Here is a 20,069-nt window from a genome sequence, read left to right on the forward strand (position 1 = left end):
AGAGACCATGGATCAGCCGCGGCACGTTCCGGTGCTGCTGGATCGTGTCCTGGAACTCTTCGCTCCAGCGCTCTCCGGCAAGCCCGCCGTCGTCGTCGACACGACGCTCGGCATGGGCGGCCACTCCGACGCGCTGTTGAGCGCCCACCCCGAACTCATCCTCATCGGGCTCGACCGAGACCCGCAGGCCATCGAGATGGCTGGCAAGCGTCTCGCTCGCCACGGTGACCGCGTTCATCTCGTCAACGTCACCTACGACCACATCGACGAAGCTGTGGAAGACCTCGGCTACTCGCGCGTGGACGGTGTGCTGATGGACCTCGGCGTGTCCTCGTTGCAGCTGGACGAGGAGGAGCGCGGGTTCGCGTACTCGAAGGACGCCCCGCTCGACATGCGGATGTCCAAGGGCACCGGCATGACGGCGGCGGACATCCTGAACACGTACGGGCACGGCGACTTGGCGCGGATCCTCTCCACCTACGGCGAGGAGCGGTTCGCGGGCAAGATCGCCTCCGCGGTGCTGCGGGAGCGCGAGAAGGAGCCGTTCACGAACTCGGGCCGGCTCGTCGAGCTGCTCTACGCCGTCGTGCCCGCGGCTTCGCGGCGCACCGGTGGCCATCCGGCGAAGCGCACGTTCCAGGCGCTGCGGATCGAGGTCAACGGCGAGCTGGAGTCGTTGCGGCTGGCTCTGCCCGCCGCTCTGGGCGTGCTGCGCGTCGGCGGGCGGATCGTCGTGGAGTCCTACCAGTCCCTCGAGGACCGGATGGTGAAGCAGGCGATCGCGGAGCTGGCGAAGTCCAAGACGCCGCCGGGCCTGCCGGTCGAGCTGCCGGGTCACGGACCCGAGGTCAAGTTGCTCACCAGGGGCGCGGAGCTCGCGAACGAGAAGGAAATCGAGGACAACCCGCGTGCGGCGCCGGTGCGCCTGCGGGCGGCGGAGCGGATCGGAGAGCCGAGATGACGGCACCCGCACGGGTCGGTGGATCGTCACCCCGCGACCCCTCCCCGAAGCAGGACAAGGTCCAGGAGAAGGACAAGGCCCGGCGGCGGACCGCCGGTGCCGAGCGTGCCTACGCGCGCCGGGCCCAGCGCGCCTCGAACCTGCGCGGCGGTTCCGCGAGCCCGCAGCAGAAGGCCGTGTCCAAGGCTCCGTTCGTCGTGCTGGTGATGCTCGTGCTGGGCGCGGGCGTCGCCGGGATCATGTACTTCTCCACCCAGGCCGCCGCCGACACCTATCGGCTGCAGGAGGCGCGGGCGGAGGCCGAGAAGCTGACGCTGCAGATGGAGCAGCTGCGCCGCGAGGTGGCGCTGCTCGAGTCGCCGACCGACCTCGCGCGCCGCGCGGGGGAGATGGGCCTGGTCGAGCCGTCGAACCCGGCACGGCTGCGGCAGAACCCGGACGGTTCGATCGAGGAGTTCGGCAAGCCGAGCGCGCCGACCAAGTCGACGCCTCCGCCTCCGCCGTCCTCCGAGCCGCCCGCACCGCCCGCGGGCCAGACTCCTCCGGCGGGTCAGACGCCTCCGGCGGGTGGCTGATGCCCGGTCCGCAGACCAGGGGACCGCGCCGGCCGTTGTCGGTTCGCGGCTCCCGCCCGGCCGCGCGCCTGGGTGGCAACAGCAGGCTGCGCATCGGCGTCGGCCGGATCCTGCTGATCGGCGCCCTGCTGATCGCGGGCGTCAAGCTCGTGCAGGTGCAGGGCCTGCAGGCGGCCGAGCTGTCGGCGCAGGCGCAGAAGCAGCGCACGACGCCCATCGACATCCCCGCCGAGCGCGGGTCGATCCTCGACCGCAACGGCAACCAGCTCGCGTTCTCGATCGAGGTGCGCGCGCTCTACATCCTTCCGCAGCGCGCGCGTAAGGCCTGGGACGAGGCGCACGCGAAGGACGAGAAGAAGTATCCGGGGACCTACGAGGACCGCGGGCGTGAGATGGCCAAGTTCATCTCGTCGACGCTGGGGCCGGAGGTCAACGGGGAGAAGACCGACGAGGAGACCGTCTACCAGCAGCTCGTCAAGGACATCTCCTACGAGGTCCTGGTCAGCGAGGCGGAACCGGCCAAGGCCGCGAAGATCGTCGAGAAGTTCCCCGCGGAGATCGGCTCGGAGTACCGCTCCAAGCGCATCTACCCCAACGGCGACCTGGCGGCCAACATCATCGGCGCCGCGAACTGGCGCCAGGAGGAGAAGCCGCCGACCGTCCAGGGCATCCTCGGTCTGGAGAACGCCCAGGACAACGTGCTCGCGGGCCGCACGGGCCGGCGCGTGGTCGACACGATGTCGGGCGACGACACCCTCGTCATCCCGAACACCGAGCGCGAGCTCGTGAAGCCGCAGCCAGGCAAGAGCCTCGAGCTCACCATCGACATCGACACCCAGTACGCGGTGCAGCGGATGGTCGCCGACTACGCGAAGAAGTCGGGCGCCAAGAACGCCTCCGCCGTCGTGCTGGACAGCCGCACCGGCGAGATCGTCGCGATGGCCAACGACAAGACCTACGACCCGACCAACTTCGGCACGGCCAGCGAGGACCAGAAGCGCAACACCGCGGTCGCGTACAGCTTCGAGCCCGGCTCCGTGAACAAGATCGTCACGGCCGCCGCCGCCGTCGAGTACGGCCTGTTCAAGCCGGACGACGTGCTGCAGGTGCCGGGGTCGCTCAAGGTCGCCGACCGGACCATCAGGGACGCGTGGAACCACCCGACGGTGCCCATGTCGTTCACCGGCGTCTTCGCCAAGTCCTCCAACGTCGGCACGCTGCTCGCCGCGCAGGAGGTCGGCCAGGAGCGCTACGCCGAGATGCTGCAGAAGTTCGGTCTCGGCCGCCGCACGAACTCCGGTGTCCCGGCCGAGGAGGCGGGCCAGGTCCCGCCGCTCAACCAGTGGTCCGGCTCGACCTTCGGCAACCTGCCGATCGGCCAGGGCCTCTCGATGACGCTGCTCCAGATGACCGGCATGTACCAGGCCATCGCCAACGACGGTGTGCGCGTCCCGCCGCGGCTGATCCGCGCCGAGATCGGCGAGGAGGGCGCGCGTTCGGAGAAGCAGCGGCCGGACGGCGTGCGGGTCGTGTCGCCGGAGACCGCGAAGACCGTCCGCCAGATGTTCCGCTCGGTCACGCAGTCCGACCCGCGGGACGCGAACCAGAACGGCACCGGCAAGCAGGCCGCCCTGCCCGGTTACCAGGTCGCGGGCAAGACCGGCACGGCGCAGCAGATCGACCAGAACTGCAAGTGCTACTCCCAGTCCCAGTACTGGATCACGTTCGCGGGCATCCTCCCCGCGGACAATCCGCGTTACGTCGTGGGGATCATGCTCGACGCGCCGACCGGCAGCCAGTTCAGCTCGTCGGCGGCACCTCTGTTCCACGACATCGCGACCTTCCTGACCCAGCGGTTCCAGCTGCCGATGTCGGTCGAGCAGACGCCGTTCGTGCAGTTGCAGCTGTAGATCAATTCAGCGGGCGCGCATTCTTGGTGGAGCACGCCCGCTTTGCAAGTGACCTGAACCACGCCCAGGCGTGACAACAGGACATTCCAGTGTTTCACAGTGAAAATTCTTCGTAATGAGACGCAATCCATCACGTCTAATACTCCGAAACCGGAGTGGCAAGGCGAGATGGGGTTTGGCGTGCGTTTCCTCGGATATTCGATCTTGGCAGGGGTCCTGGCGGTGACGATGGTTCCCGCAGCTCAAGCAGGTGAGGATGAATGGAAGACCGAGTCCTTCTGGCTGCACATGAACAGCACCCCGACAAATGATCAAATGATCGCCGCCGAGGCGCAGCGCCGTTCCTACGTGGTGCTCAACGCCTGGGAAACCGATCTTGCCGCGAAGTTCAAGGCCGCCAATCCGAAGATCCAGACCTTTGTCTACAAGGATCTCTCGTCGACGCGCAGCTATGCGTGCTCGAACGGCGCCGACGATTCCGATCTCCCCACCGGCGTCGGCTACTGCGAGGCCGACCCGTCGTGGTTCCTGCTCGACTCCGCCGGCAAGCGCTTCGAGTACGACGGCTACGAGGGCCACTGGCAGATGGACGTCGGCAACGCCGGCTACCAGAACGCCTGGGCGGACAACGTGGTCGCGTCCTCGGCCAAGGTCTTCGACGGCGTGTTCATGGACAACGCCCTGTTCGCCTGCGACACCTACCACGACGGCGTCTGCCCGGCCGCGTATCCGACCGACGAGTCGATGCGCGAGGCCTACCGCTCCATGCTCGCCAACACCAGGCAGAAGTTCGTGGACGCGGGCCTCAAGACCGTCGCGAACATGTCCAACGCCCGCCTGCACGACGGCGCCTGGGACTCGTACGTCGAGCACCTCGACGGCGGCTTCGACGAGTGGTGGCTGACCTTCGGCGACAAGGACCTGCTCTCCGAGTACTCGCAGGGCTGGAGCAGGCAGATCGCCCAGATCACCGCCAACGAGGCCAAGGGCAAGATCACCTGGGTCCAGCCGCACCACAGCGGCGCCGAGCAGCCGTTCCGCTACGCCTTCGCGAGCTACCTGCTGGCCAAGGGCGAGCACACCGCGATCTCCGAGATCGCGGAGACCGACCGCTACGACGGCCCCTCGCAGTGGCGCACCGAGTACGACTGGGACCTCGGCGCGCCGCTGGGCGAGCACCACGAGGTGGCCGCGAACGTGCACCAGCGCGACTTCGAGTGCGGCACCGTGATCGTCAACGCGAACAAGACGGGCAGTGCCCCGATCACGGTCCGGCTCGCCGAGACGCAGTTCAACGAGCACAACGCCCCGGTCACCTTCGTCGCCCTGCCGGGCACCACGGGAACCGTGCTGCGCAAGAGCTGTTAGAGCTTCGCCCGGTCGTCGTGCATCGGCTCCGGCCGGGCCACCAGCACCGGGCAGGACGCGTGGTAGAGCGCGGCCCGCGTGACCAGTCCGACCCCGTCGTGCTGCCCGCCTCGCCCGACGACCACGAGGTCGGAGTCCAGCGCGGCCAGGGCCTCGTGCGGATGCCGTGACTCCACCAGGACCTCGGGGGTCAGTTCGGGAGCGGTCGTGCGCAGGAACAACACGGCCCGGCGGATCGTGGCCTCGTCGCGCGGCACCGGGACGCCGTGCTGGGCCGGCAGGTGGATGTGCAGCAGGCGGAGCCGCGCTCGGCGGGTGCGGCAGAGCTCGACCGCGCGCCGCAGCACGACCGGGTCCTCGCACCCGCCGACGGCAGCGGTGATCCAGCCGTGTTCGCCGCGGATCGCCTCAGGGCGTCCGCGCACCACCACGACGCCGCACCGCGCGCGGCGCAACACCGGGAGGACGAGGGAGCCCAGCCCCAGGCTGCGGTGCTGTTCGCCTTTGCACCCCAAGACCAAGGTCGCGCTGGAGTCCGACGCCCTCACCAGTGCGGCCACCGGGTCGTCTCCGCTCGGGCGGAAGTGGGCGGTGAGCATGGGGAGTCGTTCCAGGACCCGCTGGACCGTCGTGTCGCCGGGGTCCGCGAGGTACACCTGAAGATCCGTCCGGAGCGACCACGCGTGCCGCGCGGCCCACTCGAAAGCGTGATACGCGGACTCGGAAGTGTCGACTCCGACTGTCACGGAACGACTGAAATCGGGTGCCCAGAAGGAAAATCTCCTGGGTTCCACCGCCGTGCTGGTGTTCATTGCCGCCTCCTGCCGCTCCCTACCTCACCGCAGCCGCACCAGTGGTCACAGGGCCCTAAGTCACAAAGCGGGCAGGAACTTGTTCGGCCGGACGGGCTCGCTGGACAGGACCAGCGGCGAGCGCACTCGAACGGCCCAGAGCCGCTGATCATCACCCGAACGCCAACGCGCCGCTCGGCCACTCCGTGCACGCCGGTAGCCTCTTGCCCGTGCCTGCCAAGCTCGAGGGCAAGGTCGCGACCGCCCCGCCCCGCCCCAACGCCATTCGCCCTGCTTCCGTGGCTGCTCTCGCCGCGGTCGCCGACGTGCACCTGACCAGGCCAGCGCATGCCGACGTCCAGGTGACGGGGGTCACTCTGCGTGCACAGCACGTGGTCGCCGGAGACCTCTACGCCGCGCTGCCGGGCGCCAACGCGCACGGTGCCGACTTCGCCGCCACGGCGATCGCGAACGGTGCCGTCGCCGTGCTGACGGACGAGGCCGGAGCCGCCCGCGACGCCCTCAAAGACGTGCCCGTGCTGATCCACCCACGCCCCCGCGAGGTCGTGGGGCTGCTCGCCGCGCACGTCTACGGACAGCCGTCGACCAAGATCAAGCTGTGGGGTGTCACCGGCACGTCCGGCAAGACCACCACCACCTACATGATCGAGGCCGTGCTCCGCGCCGCCGGGAAGAACACCGGCCTGATCGGCACGGTCGGCACCCGCATCGGCACCGAGCAGCTCGGCAGTTCGCACACCACGCCAGAGGCGCCGGACCTGCAGGCGCTGTTCGCGGTGATGGCCGAGCGCGGCGTCACCGACGTGGCGATGGAGGTGTCGAGCCACGCGCTGCACATGGGCCGCGTCGCCTCCACCGAGTTCGAGATCGGCGCGTTCACGAACCTGAGCCAGGACCACCTCGACTTCCACGCCGACATGGAGGAGTACTTCCAGGTCAAGGCGCAGCTGTTCGACGGCCGCGCGCGCAAGGAGGTCGTCTGCGTCGACGGCGAGTGGGGCGACCGGCTCGTGAAGCCCGGCACCATCACCGTCGCCACGACCAAGCCCGCCACCTGGACCGCCGGCGACGTCGAGGTGAGCCCGACCGGTGAGCAGACGTTCACCGCGCACGGCCCCGATGGCGACATCCGGATCCACCTCCCGCTCGCGGGCAGCTTCAACATCGCGAACGCCCTGCTCGCCATCGCCTGCCTGCACGTGGAGGGCATCGGCGCAGAGGCGATCGCGGAGGGTCTGAAGAACGTCCAGGTGCCCGGCCGCATGCAGCGGATCGACGAGGGCCAGGACTTCACGGCCGTCGTCGACTACTCGCACAAGCCCGCCGCCGTCGCGCTCGCACTCGACGCCGTGCGCGCCAAGACCGACGGCCGGGTGATCATCGTGCTCGGCTGCGGTGGCGACCGGGACCGCGCCAAGCGGCCGTTGATGGGCGAGGCCGCCGCCGAACGGGCCGAGGTGTTGATCATCACCGATGACAACCCCAGGAGCGAAGACGCGTCCTCTATTCGGGCCGCCATGCTCGAAGGGGCTCTCGCCGCGCCGAACCGGGGCGAGGTGCTCGAGATCGGCGACCGGAGGCTCGCGATCCGCAAGGCCGTCGAGCTGGCTCTTCCGGGCGACGTCGTCGTCGTGGCGGGCAAGGGACATGAGACGGGACAAGAGATCGCCGGCGTGATCCAACCGTTCTCGGACGTCGAGACGCTGACCGCCGCGATCAGAGAGGCGCACCGTTGATCGCACTCACGCTCGCCGAGATCGCTGAGATCGTCGGCGGACGCCTGCACGCGACCGATGGCAGTCCGGTGGTCACCGGCTCCATCGAGTTCGACACCCGCAAGGTCGCCGAGGGGGGCCTCTTCCTGGCACTGCCCGGTGAGCGCGTGGACGGCCACGACTTCGCCGCGCAGGCCATGGCGTCGGCCGCGGCCGGTGTGCTGGCCGGCCGCGAGGTCGACGCTCCCGCGGTGATCGCGCCGCCGGTGCAGGCCAAGCACGCCAACGCCTACGTGCTGGCCGGCGACAAGACGGGCGAGGGCGCCGCGGTGCTCGAAGCCCTGGCCAAGCTCGCCCGCCACGTGACGGACCGCCTCAAGGACCTCACGATCATCGGCATCACCGGCTCGGCGGGCAAGACGTCCACCAAGGACCTCATCGCCCAGGTGCTCAGCCCGACGGGCGAGACCATCGCGCCACCCGGTTCGTTCAACAACGAGCTCGGCCACCCGTGGACCGCGTTGCGCGCCACCGAGGACACCCGCTTCCTCGTGCTCGAACTGTCCGCGCGCGGCATCGGCCACATCGCGAACCTCACCGAGATCGCCCCGCCGAAGATCGGCGCCGTGCTGAACGTCGGCACCGCGCACGTCGGCGAGTTCGGCTCCCGTGAGGGCATCGCGCAGGGCAAGGGCGAGCTGATCGAGTCGCTGCCGGAGGACGGCGTCGCCATTCTGAATGCCGACGACCAGTTGGTCGCGGGCATGGCGAGCCGCACGAAGGCCAAGGTCGTCCTGGTCGGCGAGAGTTCGAACGCGGACGTCCGCGCCGAGAACATCGAGCTGGACGAGCAGGCCCGCGCGAGCTTCACGCTGAAGACCGCGCAGGGCGACGCCCAGGTCAAGCTGTCGCTGAACGGCCCGCACCAGGTGGGCAACGCGCTGGTCGCGGCCGCGATCGCGCTCGAACTGGGCGCCACGCCGGCCGAGGTGGCGCAGCGACTCGGCGCGGCCGAACGGGTCTCCGCGCACCGCATGGTCATCACCGACCGGGCGGACGGCCTGACCGTCATCGACGACGCGTACAACGCGAACCCCGACTCGGTGCGGGCGGCGTTGAAGGCGCTGGCGACGATCTCGCGCGCCACCACGCCCGCCCGCCGCAGCTGGGCCGTCCTCGGCCCGATGGCGGAACTGGGCGACGACGCCGTGCGCGAGCACGACGAGATCGGCCGCCTGGTGGTGCGCCTGGACATCAGCAAGCTCGTGGTCGTCGGTGAGGCGGCCCGCGCGATGCACCAGGGTGCGCACCTGGAAGGATCTTGGGGAGACGAATCCGTCAGGGTGCCGGACGCGGACGCGGCGATCGCGCTGCTCCAGGGGGAAGTCCGGCCCGGTGACGTCGTGCTGGTCAAGGCATCGAACGCCTATCGCCTGTGGCGCATTGCCGAGGCCCTGCTGGAGGCAGGAACCAAGTGAAGAGCATCCTGATCGCCGCAGCGATCGCACTGGCAGTGTCGATCCTGCTGACGCCCTACCTGATCAAGGTCTTCTCTCGCCAGGGCTTCGGCCAGGAGATCCGCGAGGACGGTCCGCAGCACCACAAGACCAAGCGCGGCACGCCGACCATGGGTGGCCTCGCCATCCTGGTCGCGATGTGGGCCGGTTATCTCGGCACGCACCTCGTGAACTCGATGTCGGCCTCGGCGTCGGGGCAGACCCCGACGGCGTCCGGCCTGCTCGTGCTGATGCTCACGACGTCGCTCGGCATCGTCGGTTTCCTCGACGACTTCATCAAGATCCGCAAGGCCCGCAACCTGGGCCTGAACAAGACGGCGAAGCTGGTCGGCCAGTTCATCGCGACGATCACGTTCGCGATCCTGGTGCTGCAGTTCCCGAACAAGGACGGCCTGACGCCCGCGTCGGTCAACCTGTCGTTCGTCCGCGACATCACCGTGGTCTCGTTCGGCGTCATCGGGTTCATCGTCTTCTGTTACGGCATGGTCGCCGCGTGGTCGAACGCCGTGAACCTGACCGACGGCCTCGACGGCCTCGCCGGCGGCTCGTCGGCGATGGTGTTCGGCACGTACGTCGTGATCTCGTTCTGGCAGTTCCGCTACAACTGCTCGAGCTACGCCGTGGCCGGGTGCTACGACGTGCGCGACCCGCTGGACCTCGCGGTGATCGCCGCGGCCGCGATGGCGGGCTGCATCGGCTTCCTGTGGTGGAACGCCGCTCCGGCGAAGATCTTCATGGGTGACACCGGCTCGCTCGCGCTCGGCGGCCTCGTCGCCGGTCTCGCGATCGCGACCCGCACCGAGCTGCTGATGATCGTCATCGGTGGTCTGTTCGTGGTCGAGGCCCTGTCGGTGGCGTTGCAGGTCGCGGTCTTCCGCACCTCACGACGGCGCCTGTTCCGAATGGCACCGTTCCACCACCACTTCGAGCTAGCGGGCTGGGCGGAAACCACTGTCATCATCCGGTTCTGGTTGATGGGCGGCATCTGCTGCATGTTCGGGCTCGGCGTGTTCTACAGCGAGTGGCTGACGGGCGGTTTCTAGAGCTATGACCAAGCTGGCCGGAACAAAGGTGCTGGTGGCCGGTGCTGGAGTGACCGGCAGGTCCGCCGCGGAGGCGTTGCTCGCGGCGGGCGCCGAGGTCGTGGTGACGGACTCGTCGCCGGAACGGCTGGCGGCCCTGGAGACCATGCTCGAAGGCGTCGAACTGGTGCCGGGGCTGGTCGAGCCTCCCGCCGGGACATCGCTGGTCGTCACGAGTCCGGGGTGGCAGCCGTCGAGCCCGTTGCTCGCGGCCGCCTCGTCGGCGGGCATCGAGGTGATCGGCGAGGTCGAGCTGGCCTGGCGGATGGGCACCGAACTCGCCGACCCGCCGGTGTGGCTCGCGGTGACCGGCACGAACGGCAAGACCACGACGGTCGGCATGCTGGAGTCGATCCTGCAGGCCGCCGGCGCGGACGCCGTGGCCTGTGGAAACGTCGGCCTGCCGGTCGTGGACGCGCTGCTGGCCGGCCGCCGGGTGCTCGCCGTGGAGCTGTCGAGCTTCCAGCTGCACTGGGCGCCCTCGGTCCGACCGCAGGCGGGCGCGCTGCTCAACCTCGCGGAAGACCACCTCGACTGGCACGGCGGCATGGACGCCTACGCCCAGGCCAAGGCTCAGATCCTCACCGGTGAGGTCGCGATCGGCTGGCTCGACGACGAACTCGTCGGCGACCTGCTGGAGGCCTCACCCGCGCGGGACCGGATCGGCTTCACCCTCGACGAGCCGGAGGACGGCCAGCTCGGCGTGCGCGACGGCTGGCTGGTCGACCGCGCGTTCGCCGACGACGAGGCGCTGGTCGAGATCGCGAAGATCCGCCCGGCAGGCCCTCCCGGCATCGCGGACGCTCTCGCCGCCACGGCCCTGGCGCGCGCGTACGGCGTGCCGTCCGAGGCCGTGCGCGAGGGCTTGGAGGCGTTCGAACCGGCCGCACACCGTGCCGTGCTCGTCACGGTCGACGCCGCGGACGTCAAGTACGTCAACGACTCGAAGGCGACGAACCCGCACGCGGCCGTGGCCTCCCTGCGGGCGTTCGGCAGCGTCGTCTGGATCGCCGGCGGCCTGCTGAAGGGCGCGTCGGTCGAGGACATGGTCCGCACCGAGGCCCATCGGCTGCGAGGAGCGGTGCTGATCGGCACCGATCGTCAGGTCATCGCGGACGCGTTGGCGAAGCACGCGCCGGACGTGCCGGTGCGTGTGCTCGACGTCGCCGACCACGAGGACCCGATGCAGGAGATCGTCCGCACCGCGCAGGAGTTCGCGCAGCCCGGTGACACGGTGCTGCTCGCCCCGGCGGCGGCGTCGATGGACATGTTCAGCGACTACGCCCACCGCGGGCAGGCGTTCACGGACGCCGTAAAGCGCCTTACGGGTGGCCGGTAGGGTTCGAAAGGGGTGAGACGTCTCAGCGAAAGGGACGACACGCCCCAGGAATCCCCGTTCGAGCGCTTGACACAGGAGACGATGATCTGGTGACCGTCGTCGCCGACAAGCCGAGAAGCAAGCGGAAGGTTCGTCCCGCGGGCCGCGTCGCCTCGTTGCGCAGCGGTCTGACGTCGTGGATGAGCAGGCCGCTGGCCGACTTCCACCTGTTGCTCGCGATCTTCGGCATGCTCACCGTGCTCGGCCTGGTGATGGTGCTGTCGGCTTCGGCGCCGGGACAGGTCGCGTCGGGCGTGTCCGCGTACAGCGTGTTCCAGAAGCAGCTGATCTACGTGTGCATCGGCGCCGTGCTGTTCTGGGTGATGCTGCGGTTCCCGTTGCGCAAGCTCCGGCACTTCTCGACGGCCGCGATGGCCATCGGCGTGGTGCTGCTGGCGCTGGTGCTGACGCCGCTGGGCGACGTCCGCGGTGGCGCCCGGTCGTGGTTCATGCTCGGGCCCGTCTCCTTCCAGCCGATCGAGGCCGTGAAGCTCGCGCTGGCGTTGTGGGGCGCGCACGTCCTGGTCACCAAGCGGGCGTTGCTCTCGCAGTACCGGCACCTGCTGGTGCCCGTCGTACCGGTCGCGATGCTGGTGTTCGCGCTGGTCATGCTGCAGCCAGACCTCGGCGGCACGATCACGCTCGGCGTGGTGCTGATCGGCCTGCTCTGGTTCGTGGGCGCGCCGATGCGGTTGTTCGGCGTGATCGCCGGTGGCGCGATCGCGGGTGCCGTCGTGCTCGCGATCGGTGCCGCGTACCGGCTGCAGCGCGTGACGTCGTTCCTCAACCCTGACGCCGACCCCGACGGCGCCGGCCTGCAGGCGCGTCAGGCGATGTTCGCGCTCGCCGAGGGCGGGCTGTTCGGCAAGGGGCTCGCGCGGGGCAGCTCGCAGTGGCGGTACCTGCCCAACGTCGAGTCGGACTTCATCTTCGCCGTCATCGGCGAGGAGCTCGGGTTCGTCGGTTGCGCGCTGGTGCTGGTGCTGTTCGGCATGCTCGCGTGGGTCGGGCTGCGGATCGCGTCGCGCAACACCGACCCGTGGATCCGGATCGTGTCCGCGACGCTGACGGTGTGGCTGGTCGCGCAGGCCGCGATCAACATCGGCTACGTGGTGCAGCTGCTGCCCGTCACGGGCCTCACGTTGCCGATGATCTCCTCCGGCGGCACCTCGATCGTGACGACCATGGTCGTGTTCGGCATCCTCGCGAACTGCGCCCGGCACGAGCCCGAGGCCGTGGCGGCGCTGCGTTCGCTTGGCCCCGGCCGGGTCGGCGGGCTGCTCAGGCTGCCCGCGCCCGAGGCGTACAAGCCGCCCGCCAAGCGCAAGCCGGTCCGTCCGTCCACGCCTCCGCGCGCACCGGGCAGGCGCACCGCGCAACTTCCGGTCGTCGACGAACGTCGTATGGCTGGACGCTCAGCTCCGCCTTCGGAGTACCGTCGCCGCGAATCGCGGCGGACACAGGGCCGTTCAGAGCAAGGCAGGTCGACCCGCGGTCGCGGGCGATACAACTGATCGATCATCCCTACGCCAACACCAAATCGGGAGAAGTCTTGACCGGGCACCCTGCCCCCAGTGGTCCGTGCGTCGTGGTCGCAGGTGGTGGCACCGCGGGTCACATCGAGCCGGCACTGGCGCTGGCCGACGCGGTCATGCGGCTGCGGCCGGACGCACGCGTCGTCGCGCTCGGCACCGCGCGCGGCCTCGAGAGCAAGATCGTGCCGGCCCGCGGGTACCCGCTGGAGTTGATCCCGCCGGTGCCGATGCCGCGCAAGCCCACGCTGGACCTGCTGAAGCTGCCGCTGAACGTGCGCGGCGCCGTGAAGCAGACCCGTGAGGTGCTGGAGCGCGTCGGCGCGGACGTCGTCGTCGGGTTTGGCGGATACGTGGCGCTGCCCGCGTACCTGGCCGCGCGTGGCCGCATCCCGATCGTCGTGCACGAGGCGAACGCCAAGGCCGGGCTCGCGAACAAGGTCGGCGCCAAGTTCGCCGCGCACGTCGCCGCGGCCGTGCCGGACTCCGGTCTCACCGACGCGGAGATCATCGGCATCCCGCTGCGCCAGTCGATCACGACGCTGAACCGCGCCGCGTTGCGCGACGAGGCCCGCCGCTTCTTCGGCCTGGACCCGCACGCACCTGTGCTGCTGGTGTTCGGCGGTTCGCAGGGCGCGCGTTCGATCAACGAGGCCGTGGCGCCCGTGGCGGCGGAGTTCGCCCGCGCCGGCGTTGGTGTGCTGCACGCGTACGGCCCGAAGAACTCCGTTGCGGTGCAACAGGTTCCGGGCGCTCCGGCGTACGTGCCGGTGCCGTACCTGGAGCGCATGGACCTCGCGTACGCCGCCGCGGACGCCGTGCTCTGCCGTTCGGGCGCGATGACCGTCGCCGAGGTGTCGGCCGTCGGCCTGCCCGCGATCTTCGTGCCGCTGCCGATCGGCAACGGCGAGCAGGCTTTGAACGCCGGTCCGGTCATCTCCGCGGGTGGTGGCCTGCTGGTGCCGGACTCGGAACTGACGCCGCAGAAGGTCGCGTCGCTGGTGGTGCCGCTGATGGCGGACCGCAACCGGCTCGCGCAGATGTCCGCGGCGACGCTCGGCACCGGCCGTCGCGAGGCGGACGAGATCCTGGCCCGCTCCGTGCTGGAGGTGATCAAGAAGTGAGTCTCGAACGAGTTCACCTCGTCGGCATCGGTGGTGCCGGCATGAGCGGCATCGCCCGCATCCTGCTGGCCCGCGGCGTGCAGGTGTCCGGTTCGGACGCCAAGGACTCGCGGACCGTGCTGGCCCTGCGCGCTCAGGGCGCGCGGATCGCCGTCGGCCACGACGCGTCGAACCTGGACCAGCTCGTCGGCGGTCCGACCGAGGTCGTGGTGTCGACCGCGATCAAGGACACGAACCCGGAGTACGCGGCGGCCCGTGAGCGCGGCATCACCGTGCTGCGCCGCGCCGAGGCCCTCGCGGCGCTGATGGAAGACCATCGCGTCGTGTGTGTCGCCGGAACGCACGGCAAGACGTCGACCACGTCGATGCTCACCGTCGCGTTGCAGCACTGCCGTGTCGACCCGTCGTTCGCCATCGGTGGCGACCTGAACGAGTCCGGCGCCAACGCCCACCAGGGCACCGGCGGCGTGTTCGTGGCCGAGGCGGACGAGTCCGACGGCTCGTTCCTGTTCTTCTCGCCGTCCGTCGCCGTCGTGACGAACGTCGAAGCCGACCACCTCGACCACCACGGCACCGTCGAGGCCTACACGGCCGTGTTCGACTCGTTCCTGGAACGGATCGTGCCCGGCGGCGTGCTGGTGTCCTGTGTGGACGATCCCGGTGCGGCACGGCTGATCACCGAGGCTCGTGCGCGTGGGATTCGTGTGCGCGAGTACGGACGTTCGGCCACCGACGCGCGTCTCGTCGACTACAAGCCGCTCGAGTCCGGTGGACTGGCGTCGGTCGAGATCGACGGTGTGGCGATCGAGGTCAGGGTCGCGGTGCCGGGCGAGCACATGGCGTTGAACGCGATCGCCGCGCTGCTGGCCGGTCTGGAGCTTGGTGCCGACCAGGCCGGACTGCTCGAAGGCCTCGCCGCGTTCGGTGGCGTGCGGCGGCGGTTCGAGTTCAAGGGCCGCGGCAACGGCGTGTCCGTCTACGACGACTACGCGCACCACCCGACCGAGGTCGATGCACAGCTGCGTGCCGCGCGTCCGGTCGCGGGCGCGGGCCGTGTGATCGTGGTGTTCCAGCCGCACCTGTACTCCAGGACCCGTACGTTCGCGACCGAGTTCGCCGCCGCGTTGTCGCTGGCGGACGAGGTCGTCGTGCTGGACGTCTACGGCGCCCGCGAGGAGCCGGAGCCCGGCGTGACCGGCGCGTTGATCGCGGACCAGGTCACGGCCTCCGTGCACTACGAGCCCTCGTTCGACCGAGTGCCGGCGCTGGTCGCGTCACTGGTGCGTGAGGGCGACCTGGTGGTGACCATGGGTGCGGGCGACGTGACGATGCTCGGCCCCGAGATCGTCAGCGCCCTGTCATGAGCGCACCGGTTCGCGGCAGGTCCACGCGAGTTCGCTCCGCGAACCGGAGACCGAAGAGTGCTGAGTACCGGGCGCGGCGCAGGGTGATCCTGCGTCGCCGCCTGGTGGCGTTGCTGTCCGTACTTTCCGTGCTGGCCTTGGCCTACTGCGTGTTCTTCACGCCGTTGCTGGGCGTCCGCCAGGTCGACGTCCGCGGCAACGTGGCGCTCACCGAGGACGAGGTCCGTGCCGTCGCGGCGATCGACTCGGGCTCCCCGTTGGCGCGCCTGGACCTCAAGGAGATCCACGACCGCGTGGCGGGCATCCCGCGCGTCGCCGCGGTCGAGGTCGAACGCCAGCTCCCCGGCACGGTCCGGTTGCTGATCACCGAACGCGCAGCTGTCGGCTCGGTGAAGCTGCCCGACGGCTTCCACCTGATCGACTCCACCGGCAAGGACTACGCGATCCTCCCGGCCGCCGCACCGGGCGTCCCCGAACTGGTGCTCACCCTGCCCTCGTCCTCGGACCCGGCCACTCGCGCCGTGGTCGGGGTCGTGAACGGGCTGCCGGAGAAGCTGCGGCCCGAGGTGGTGTCGGTGGCGGCGACGACCGGTGCCGACGTGAAGCTGACGCTCACGGGCGACCGCGTGGTGAAGTGGGGCAGCTCCGACGACACGGCGCGCAAGGGGGCCGTGCTGCTCGTGCTGCTCACACGGGAGGGCAAGACCTACGACGTGTCATCGCCTGACCTGGCCACGGTTTCCTAGACCTCAGCCGAGCGTCAGGTGGAAGCCTTCAGTCCTGGCTTCCTGTTGGCCCTTCCAGATCACACCGCGGTTGGCGTTGCCGATCTTCGCGCCGTAGAGCCGCTCTCCCTCAGGAATGCCGCTCACGGTGAACTTGAACGAGCACCGGGCTCCCGCGCCTGTCTGCAGCGTGCCGACGCCGAGCACCTCGGTGTCCTGGTTGACGATCTCGACCTGGCCGCCGAGCCGGATGTCGCTGTAGCCGCCCGATCCGCAGCTGCCGTTGACGGTCATCGAGCCGCTGACCGTGAACACGTTGGGCGAGGCCGAGGTGGACGGCGTGGCCGAGCTCGTACCGGCGGAGCGCAGCAGGTCGGGACCGGTGGCCCTGCCCAGTCCGAAGCCGATTCCGCCCGCTGTCAGTGCCACCAGCGCGAATCCGATCGCCAGCCACGGCGGCCGGCGTCTCGGTGGTGGCTCCGGTCCTACGGTCACTACTGGTGGAAATGGTTCCACTGCGGTCCTTCAGTTCGAGGTCGTGCTGTCAGCGCCGTGGTGCCGGCGGCCTTGACGGCGTCGGAAGCCGGCGCGGACGCCGGTACGGGGACCGAGGATTCGGCTGGGAGCACAAGGGATTCTCCTGAGGATCGCGCTAGCCGTTCGGCTTCAGCCGCGCCATCGCGACCCGTACGACGAGGCTGCCCAGCCTGCTCGTGACGAGTTCCAACACGATCGCCTCGATGACGAGCGAACGCACGGACGCGGGTGCGGGTGCCAAGACATGCCTCCTGGTGATGAACGACTAACGTGCTCATCGGACAGCCACTCGCGGTATTAGCCAGATTGATCGTTGTCACCCGAAGGAAGTACTCATGCCGGGCCACGTAGTAGTTGTGGGCGCCGGTCTCTCCGGCCTGTCGGCCGCGTTGCACCTGCAGGGAACCGGTCGCCGGGTCACCGTGCTCGAGAAGTCCGGCGTACCGGGTGGCCGGGCCGGCACCGTTCGCGTCGGCGGGTTCACCGCGGACAGCGGACCGACCGTGCTGACGATGCCCGAGTACCTGGAGGAGGCGTTCGATGCGGTGGGGGAACGGCTTTCCGACTGGCTGACGCTCGACCGGGTCGATCCCGCCTATCGCGCCCGGTTCGCGGACGGGTCCTCCATCGCGGTGCACACCGATGCCGGCACGATGGAGGACGAGGTCCGGACCGTCTGCGGGGCAAGGGAAGCGGCCGGGTACCGGGAGCTGCGGCGATGGCTCGGGGAGCTGTACTCGGTGCAGCGCGAGCACTTCATCGGCGCGAACTTCGACTCGCCGTTCGACCTGCTGCGGCCGGAGCTCGTGAAGCTCGCGACGCTGGGCGGGTTCGGGCGGCTGGAACCTCAGTTGCGGCGGTTCTTGCGAGACGAACGGCTGATCAGACTCTTTTCGTTCCAGGCTTTGTACGCCGGTGTGCCGCCGCAGCGGGCTCTCGCGGCGTACGCGGTCATTGCATACATGGACACCATCGCGGGCGTGTACTACCCACGTGGCGGGATGCACGCGGTGCCTCAGGCGTTGGCTGCTGCTGCGACGAAGCACGGTGCGGAGTTCCGTTACGACGCAACGGTCACTCGGCTGGAGTGGCGCGGTGCGCGTGTGGTGGCAGTGCACACCGCCGAGGAGCGCATCGAGTGTGACGCGGTGGTCTTGGCGTGTGAGTTGCCGGACGCCTACCGGTTGCTCGGGAAGTCACCGCAGAGGGTGCTGCCACATCGGTGGTCGCCATCTGCGGTGGTGTTGCACGCCGCGACGGACCGCACGTGGGACCTCGGGCACCACAACATCCTGTTCGGGGCGGCGTGGCGGGGCACGTTCGACGAGATCGTCCACAAGGGACGGTTGATGTCCGATCCGTCGTTGCTCGTCACGCACGCGCAGGACGGGCTGCACTACGTGCTGGCGCCGTGCCCGAACCTCAGGACCGGGCCGATCGACTGGGCGCGCGTCGGGCCCCGCTACCGCGACGAACTGGTGCGGACGCTGGAAGCGCGCGGGCTGGACGGGTTCGGCGCGGCGGTGCGGGACGAGGTGCTCGTGACGCCGACGGACTGGGGCAACGCGGCCGGGACGCCGTTCGGGCTCGCGCACACCTTCGCGCAGACGGGACCGTTCCGGCCGCGCAACGTCGTACGGGGCGCCGAGAACGTGGCGCTGGCGGGTGCGGGGACCACACCGGGCGTCGGGGTGCCCCCGGTGCTGATCTCCGGACGGCTCGCGGCCCAGCGGATAAATGCGGTGCGGCCGCGTTGACCCTCATGCAGGCTGCGCCGCATGACACGCACCGCACCACCACTCGTCGCCGATGAACGTGCGACGTACACGGCCCTGCTCGACTACCTGCGCGCCACGATCGAGCTGAAGGTCGAGGGCCTGGCCGACGGCGACGCGGCACGGGCGGTGTTGCCGTCGAAGCTCACGACGGCGGCCGGTGTGCTTAAGCACGTGCGGTGGGTGGAGCACCACTGGTTCGAGGTGGTGCTCGCGGGACGTGCGTCGCGGGCCCCGTACACGATGGAGGACCCCGACGCGGACTGGCGCGTGGAAGAGGGCGAGACCCTCGCCGGGTTCCTCGCTGACTACCGCGCGCAGTGCTCGGAGAGCCGGGAGATCCTCGCCGGCCTGGAGCTCGACGCCGAGGTGCCGTTCCGGGGCGACCGGACGGTCTCGGCCCGATGGGTGCTCGCGCACGTCATCGAGGAGACCGCCCGGCACGCCGGTCAGCTGGACGTGGTCAGGGAACTGCTGGACGGCACCGTCGGCGACTAGGCCGCCGTCAGCTCCCAGAGCTGCCACGAGTTGTTCTGGCGCGGGTACAGGAACACCCAGCCGTCGCCGGGGGTGAGCAGTCGCTCGCCGGAGGCCTCCCGGATCCGGACCGCCCCGGTCATGGTGGGTTCGATGCTCCACTGCTGGCGGACGTCGTCGGGTGAGCAGTCGGACACCACCTCGATCTCCAGGGGCTGACTCGCGCTCGCGGCGACGCACTTGCCGTTGGCCAGGCCACGCAGCGCCGTCCGCCCGTTGCCGAGCTCGATCCGCTGGAACTTCTGGTAGTCCGTCTTCCCGCACGGCAGTTGCAACGGCATGAGCTTGTTGTCGGTGGTCTGGTAGAGGCAGCCGTAGGTGAAGTCGACCGTGCGGATGTTCACGACCTGACCGGCGGTGTCGGCGGGTGGGGTCGTCCTGCCCACCTGGCGGACCTGCCACCGCTGCTCGTCGCCGGCGCTGAAGCCGGAGAACCAGAAGGCGCGCGATCCGTCGCTGAACGTGAAGCCCGTGAGGTACTCGTCCACGATCTTGAGGCGCACCGGGCCGGAGCCGTCCGGCACCAGTTCGACGCGCATGTCGGCGGCCTCGTCGTCGCAGTAGTAGCTGCCGTACTTCTCGCTCAGGCACTCGGTGCTCGCGAGATTGCGCAACAGCTGCCTGCCCTCGCCCACCGGGATCACCTCCCAGCGCTGGGAGAGTTCACCGGTGCAGGCTCCGGCACCGGGACCCGCGTGTGGCTGCGCACTGTCCGGCTGCAGGCAGTCGCCCCGCGCGACGCTCCTGATCTCGATGATGTCGTTCCCGGTCGCGGCGCTCGCGGGCGCCACCGTCACTGCCCCCAGAGCGATCGCGGCCAGCGCGACGCTCAGCATCTTCATCCCCATCTACCGACAGTAGCGACGGGACACCTGGAAAGGTGTGGAAGTGACGTAGGGATGGGCGAGACGATCTCTGATTCGACGTCCGACTAGGCTTGCGGTGCGTCGTCCTCAGGATCGTACGCAACTACTTGACGGCACGACCGGGGAGTAGTAGCGCACAGTGTTGGGACCCTACGGCGTGGCTGCTGGACCGACGCACCGCCGGTGCTTACCGTCCAGCAGGAACATACGGGGTTGACATAACTCTGAACCTCGATGAGAGGTTGAGAGTTTCAATCCGGGTGCATCTCACCCAGCACCACAGCGCGGACC

General features: G+C 69.6%; 18 protein-coding genes. 14 read left to right on the forward strand and 4 right to left on the reverse strand.

The genetic code is table 11. The annotated features are described in order from the left end of the window. Nucleotides 1-7 precede the first annotated feature (7 nt). The 4 genes from rsmH to OG205_RS41685 all read left to right on the forward strand — a co-directional run bounded on the left by rsmH (nt 8) and on the right by OG205_RS41685 (nt 4,814). Nucleotides 8-961, forward strand: coding sequence for a 16S rRNA (cytosine(1402)-N(4))-methyltransferase RsmH (gene rsmH / locus OG205_RS41670; RefSeq protein WP_330273281.1), 954 nt, complete (start codon nt 8-10; stop codon nt 959-961). Then, nucleotides 958-1,536, forward strand: coding sequence for a hypothetical protein (locus OG205_RS41675; RefSeq protein WP_330273282.1), 579 nt, complete (start codon nt 958-960; stop codon nt 1,534-1,536). Before rsmH ends, OG205_RS41675 begins: the two co-directional genes overlap by 4 nt. Then, the gene (locus tag OG205_RS41680; RefSeq protein ID WP_330273283.1) at nt 1,536-3,446 is read left to right on the forward strand and encodes a peptidoglycan D,D-transpeptidase FtsI family protein; all 1,911 of its coding nucleotides are present in this window, start codon (nt 1,536-1,538) and stop codon (nt 3,444-3,446) included. The genes OG205_RS41675 and OG205_RS41680 overlap by 1 nt, the downstream gene beginning before the upstream one ends. A gap of 315 nt (nt 3,447-3,761) precedes the next feature. After that, a complete protein-coding gene (locus tag OG205_RS41685; RefSeq protein WP_330273284.1) occupies nt 3,762-4,814 on the forward strand; it encodes a putative glycoside hydrolase in 1,053 nt (350 codons plus the stop codon). Here OG205_RS41685 and OG205_RS41690 read toward each other — a convergent pair. Beyond that, nucleotides 4,811-5,560 carry a universal stress protein gene (locus OG205_RS41690; RefSeq protein ID WP_330273285.1) on the reverse strand — a complete coding sequence of 250 codons (750 nt, stop codon included), beginning with the start codon at nt 5,558-5,560 and terminating at the stop codon, nt 4,811-4,813. The genes OG205_RS41685 and OG205_RS41690 overlap by 4 nt on opposite strands. Nucleotides 5,561-5,835: 275 nt before the next feature. Here OG205_RS41690 and OG205_RS41695 point away from each other — a divergent pair, with 275 nt between their 5' ends. The 8 genes from OG205_RS41695 (at nt 5,836) to OG205_RS41730 (ending at nt 16,084) form a co-directional block, all read left to right on the forward strand. Beyond that, on the forward strand, nt 5,836-7,362 hold the full coding sequence (locus tag OG205_RS41695; protein WP_330273286.1) for a UDP-N-acetylmuramoyl-L-alanyl-D-glutamate--2,6-diaminopimelate ligase: 1,527 nt from the start codon (nt 5,836-5,838) through the stop codon (nt 7,360-7,362). Beyond that, complete coding sequence (locus tag OG205_RS41700; RefSeq protein WP_330273287.1) at nt 7,359-8,819, forward strand: UDP-N-acetylmuramoyl-tripeptide--D-alanyl-D-alanine ligase; 1,461 nt, start codon at nt 7,359-7,361, stop codon at nt 8,817-8,819. Before OG205_RS41695 ends, OG205_RS41700 begins: the two co-directional genes overlap by 4 nt. After that, a complete protein-coding gene (mraY, locus tag OG205_RS41705) occupies nt 8,816-9,901 on the forward strand; it encodes a phospho-N-acetylmuramoyl-pentapeptide-transferase (RefSeq protein ID WP_330273288.1) in 1,086 nt (361 codons plus the stop codon). The genes OG205_RS41700 and mraY overlap by 4 nt, the downstream gene beginning before the upstream one ends. Before the next feature lie 4 nt (nt 9,902-9,905). Next, entirely contained in the window at nt 9,906-11,279 is a 1,374-nt protein-coding gene (murD, locus tag OG205_RS41710) for a UDP-N-acetylmuramoyl-L-alanine--D-glutamate ligase (protein WP_330273289.1), read from the forward strand. A gap of 89 nt (nt 11,280-11,368) precedes the next feature. Continuing rightward, nucleotides 11,369-12,832 carry a putative lipid II flippase FtsW gene (gene ftsW, locus OG205_RS41715; protein WP_442916664.1) on the forward strand — a complete coding sequence of 488 codons (1,464 nt, stop codon included), beginning with the start codon at nt 11,369-11,371 and terminating at the stop codon, nt 12,830-12,832. A gap of 38 nt (nt 12,833-12,870) precedes the next feature. Then, nucleotides 12,871-13,974: an undecaprenyldiphospho-muramoylpentapeptide beta-N-acetylglucosaminyltransferase gene (murG, locus tag OG205_RS41720; protein ID WP_330273290.1), complete on the forward strand. Its 1,104-nt coding sequence runs from the start codon at nt 12,871-12,873 to the stop codon at nt 13,972-13,974. After that, nucleotides 13,971-15,338, forward strand: a complete 1,368-nt coding sequence (gene murC / locus OG205_RS41725; RefSeq protein WP_330273291.1) for a UDP-N-acetylmuramate--L-alanine ligase — start codon at nt 13,971-13,973, stop codon at nt 15,336-15,338. The genes murG and murC overlap by 4 nt, the downstream gene beginning before the upstream one ends. An 83-nt stretch (nt 15,339-15,421) precedes the next feature. Beyond that, nucleotides 15,422-16,084 carry a cell division protein FtsQ/DivIB gene (locus OG205_RS41730; protein WP_330273292.1) on the forward strand — a complete coding sequence of 221 codons (663 nt, stop codon included), beginning with the start codon at nt 15,422-15,424 and terminating at the stop codon, nt 16,082-16,084. 3 nt (nt 16,085-16,087) lie between these two features. Here OG205_RS41730 and OG205_RS41735 read toward each other — a convergent pair whose 3' ends face one another. After that, nucleotides 16,088-16,492 carry a hypothetical protein gene (locus OG205_RS41735; protein WP_330273293.1) on the reverse strand — a complete coding sequence of 135 codons (405 nt, stop codon included), beginning with the start codon at nt 16,490-16,492 and terminating at the stop codon, nt 16,088-16,090. Nucleotides 16,493-16,715: 223 nt separating this feature from the next. After that, nucleotides 16,716-16,841, reverse strand: a complete 126-nt coding sequence (locus tag OG205_RS41740; protein ID WP_281251341.1) for a hypothetical protein — start codon at nt 16,839-16,841, stop codon at nt 16,716-16,718. A 94-nt stretch (nt 16,842-16,935) separates the two neighbouring features. Here OG205_RS41740 and crtI point away from each other — a divergent pair, with 94 nt between their 5' ends. Both crtI and OG205_RS41750 read left to right on the forward strand, forming a co-directional pair. Beyond that, nucleotides 16,936-18,357, forward strand: coding sequence for a phytoene desaturase family protein (gene crtI / locus OG205_RS41745; protein WP_330273294.1), 1,422 nt, complete (start codon nt 16,936-16,938; stop codon nt 18,355-18,357). Nucleotides 18,358-18,378: 21 nt separating this feature from the next. Then, on the forward strand, nt 18,379-18,873 hold the full coding sequence (locus tag OG205_RS41750; RefSeq protein WP_330273295.1) for a DinB family protein: 495 nt from the start codon (nt 18,379-18,381) through the stop codon (nt 18,871-18,873). Here the strand turns inward: OG205_RS41750 and OG205_RS41755 are convergent. Beyond that, nucleotides 18,870-19,760, reverse strand: coding sequence for an RICIN domain-containing protein (locus OG205_RS41755; protein ID WP_330273296.1), 891 nt, complete (start codon nt 19,758-19,760; stop codon nt 18,870-18,872). The two genes, OG205_RS41750 and OG205_RS41755, sit on opposite strands and share 4 nt — an antisense overlap. Between the last annotated feature and the right edge of the window lie 309 nt (nt 19,761-20,069).

The sequence above is a fragment of the Lentzea sp. NBC_00516 genome, assembly GCF_036346835.1.
GTDB classification, from domain to species: Bacteria; Actinomycetota; Actinomycetes; order Mycobacteriales; family Pseudonocardiaceae; genus Lentzea; species Lentzea sokolovensis.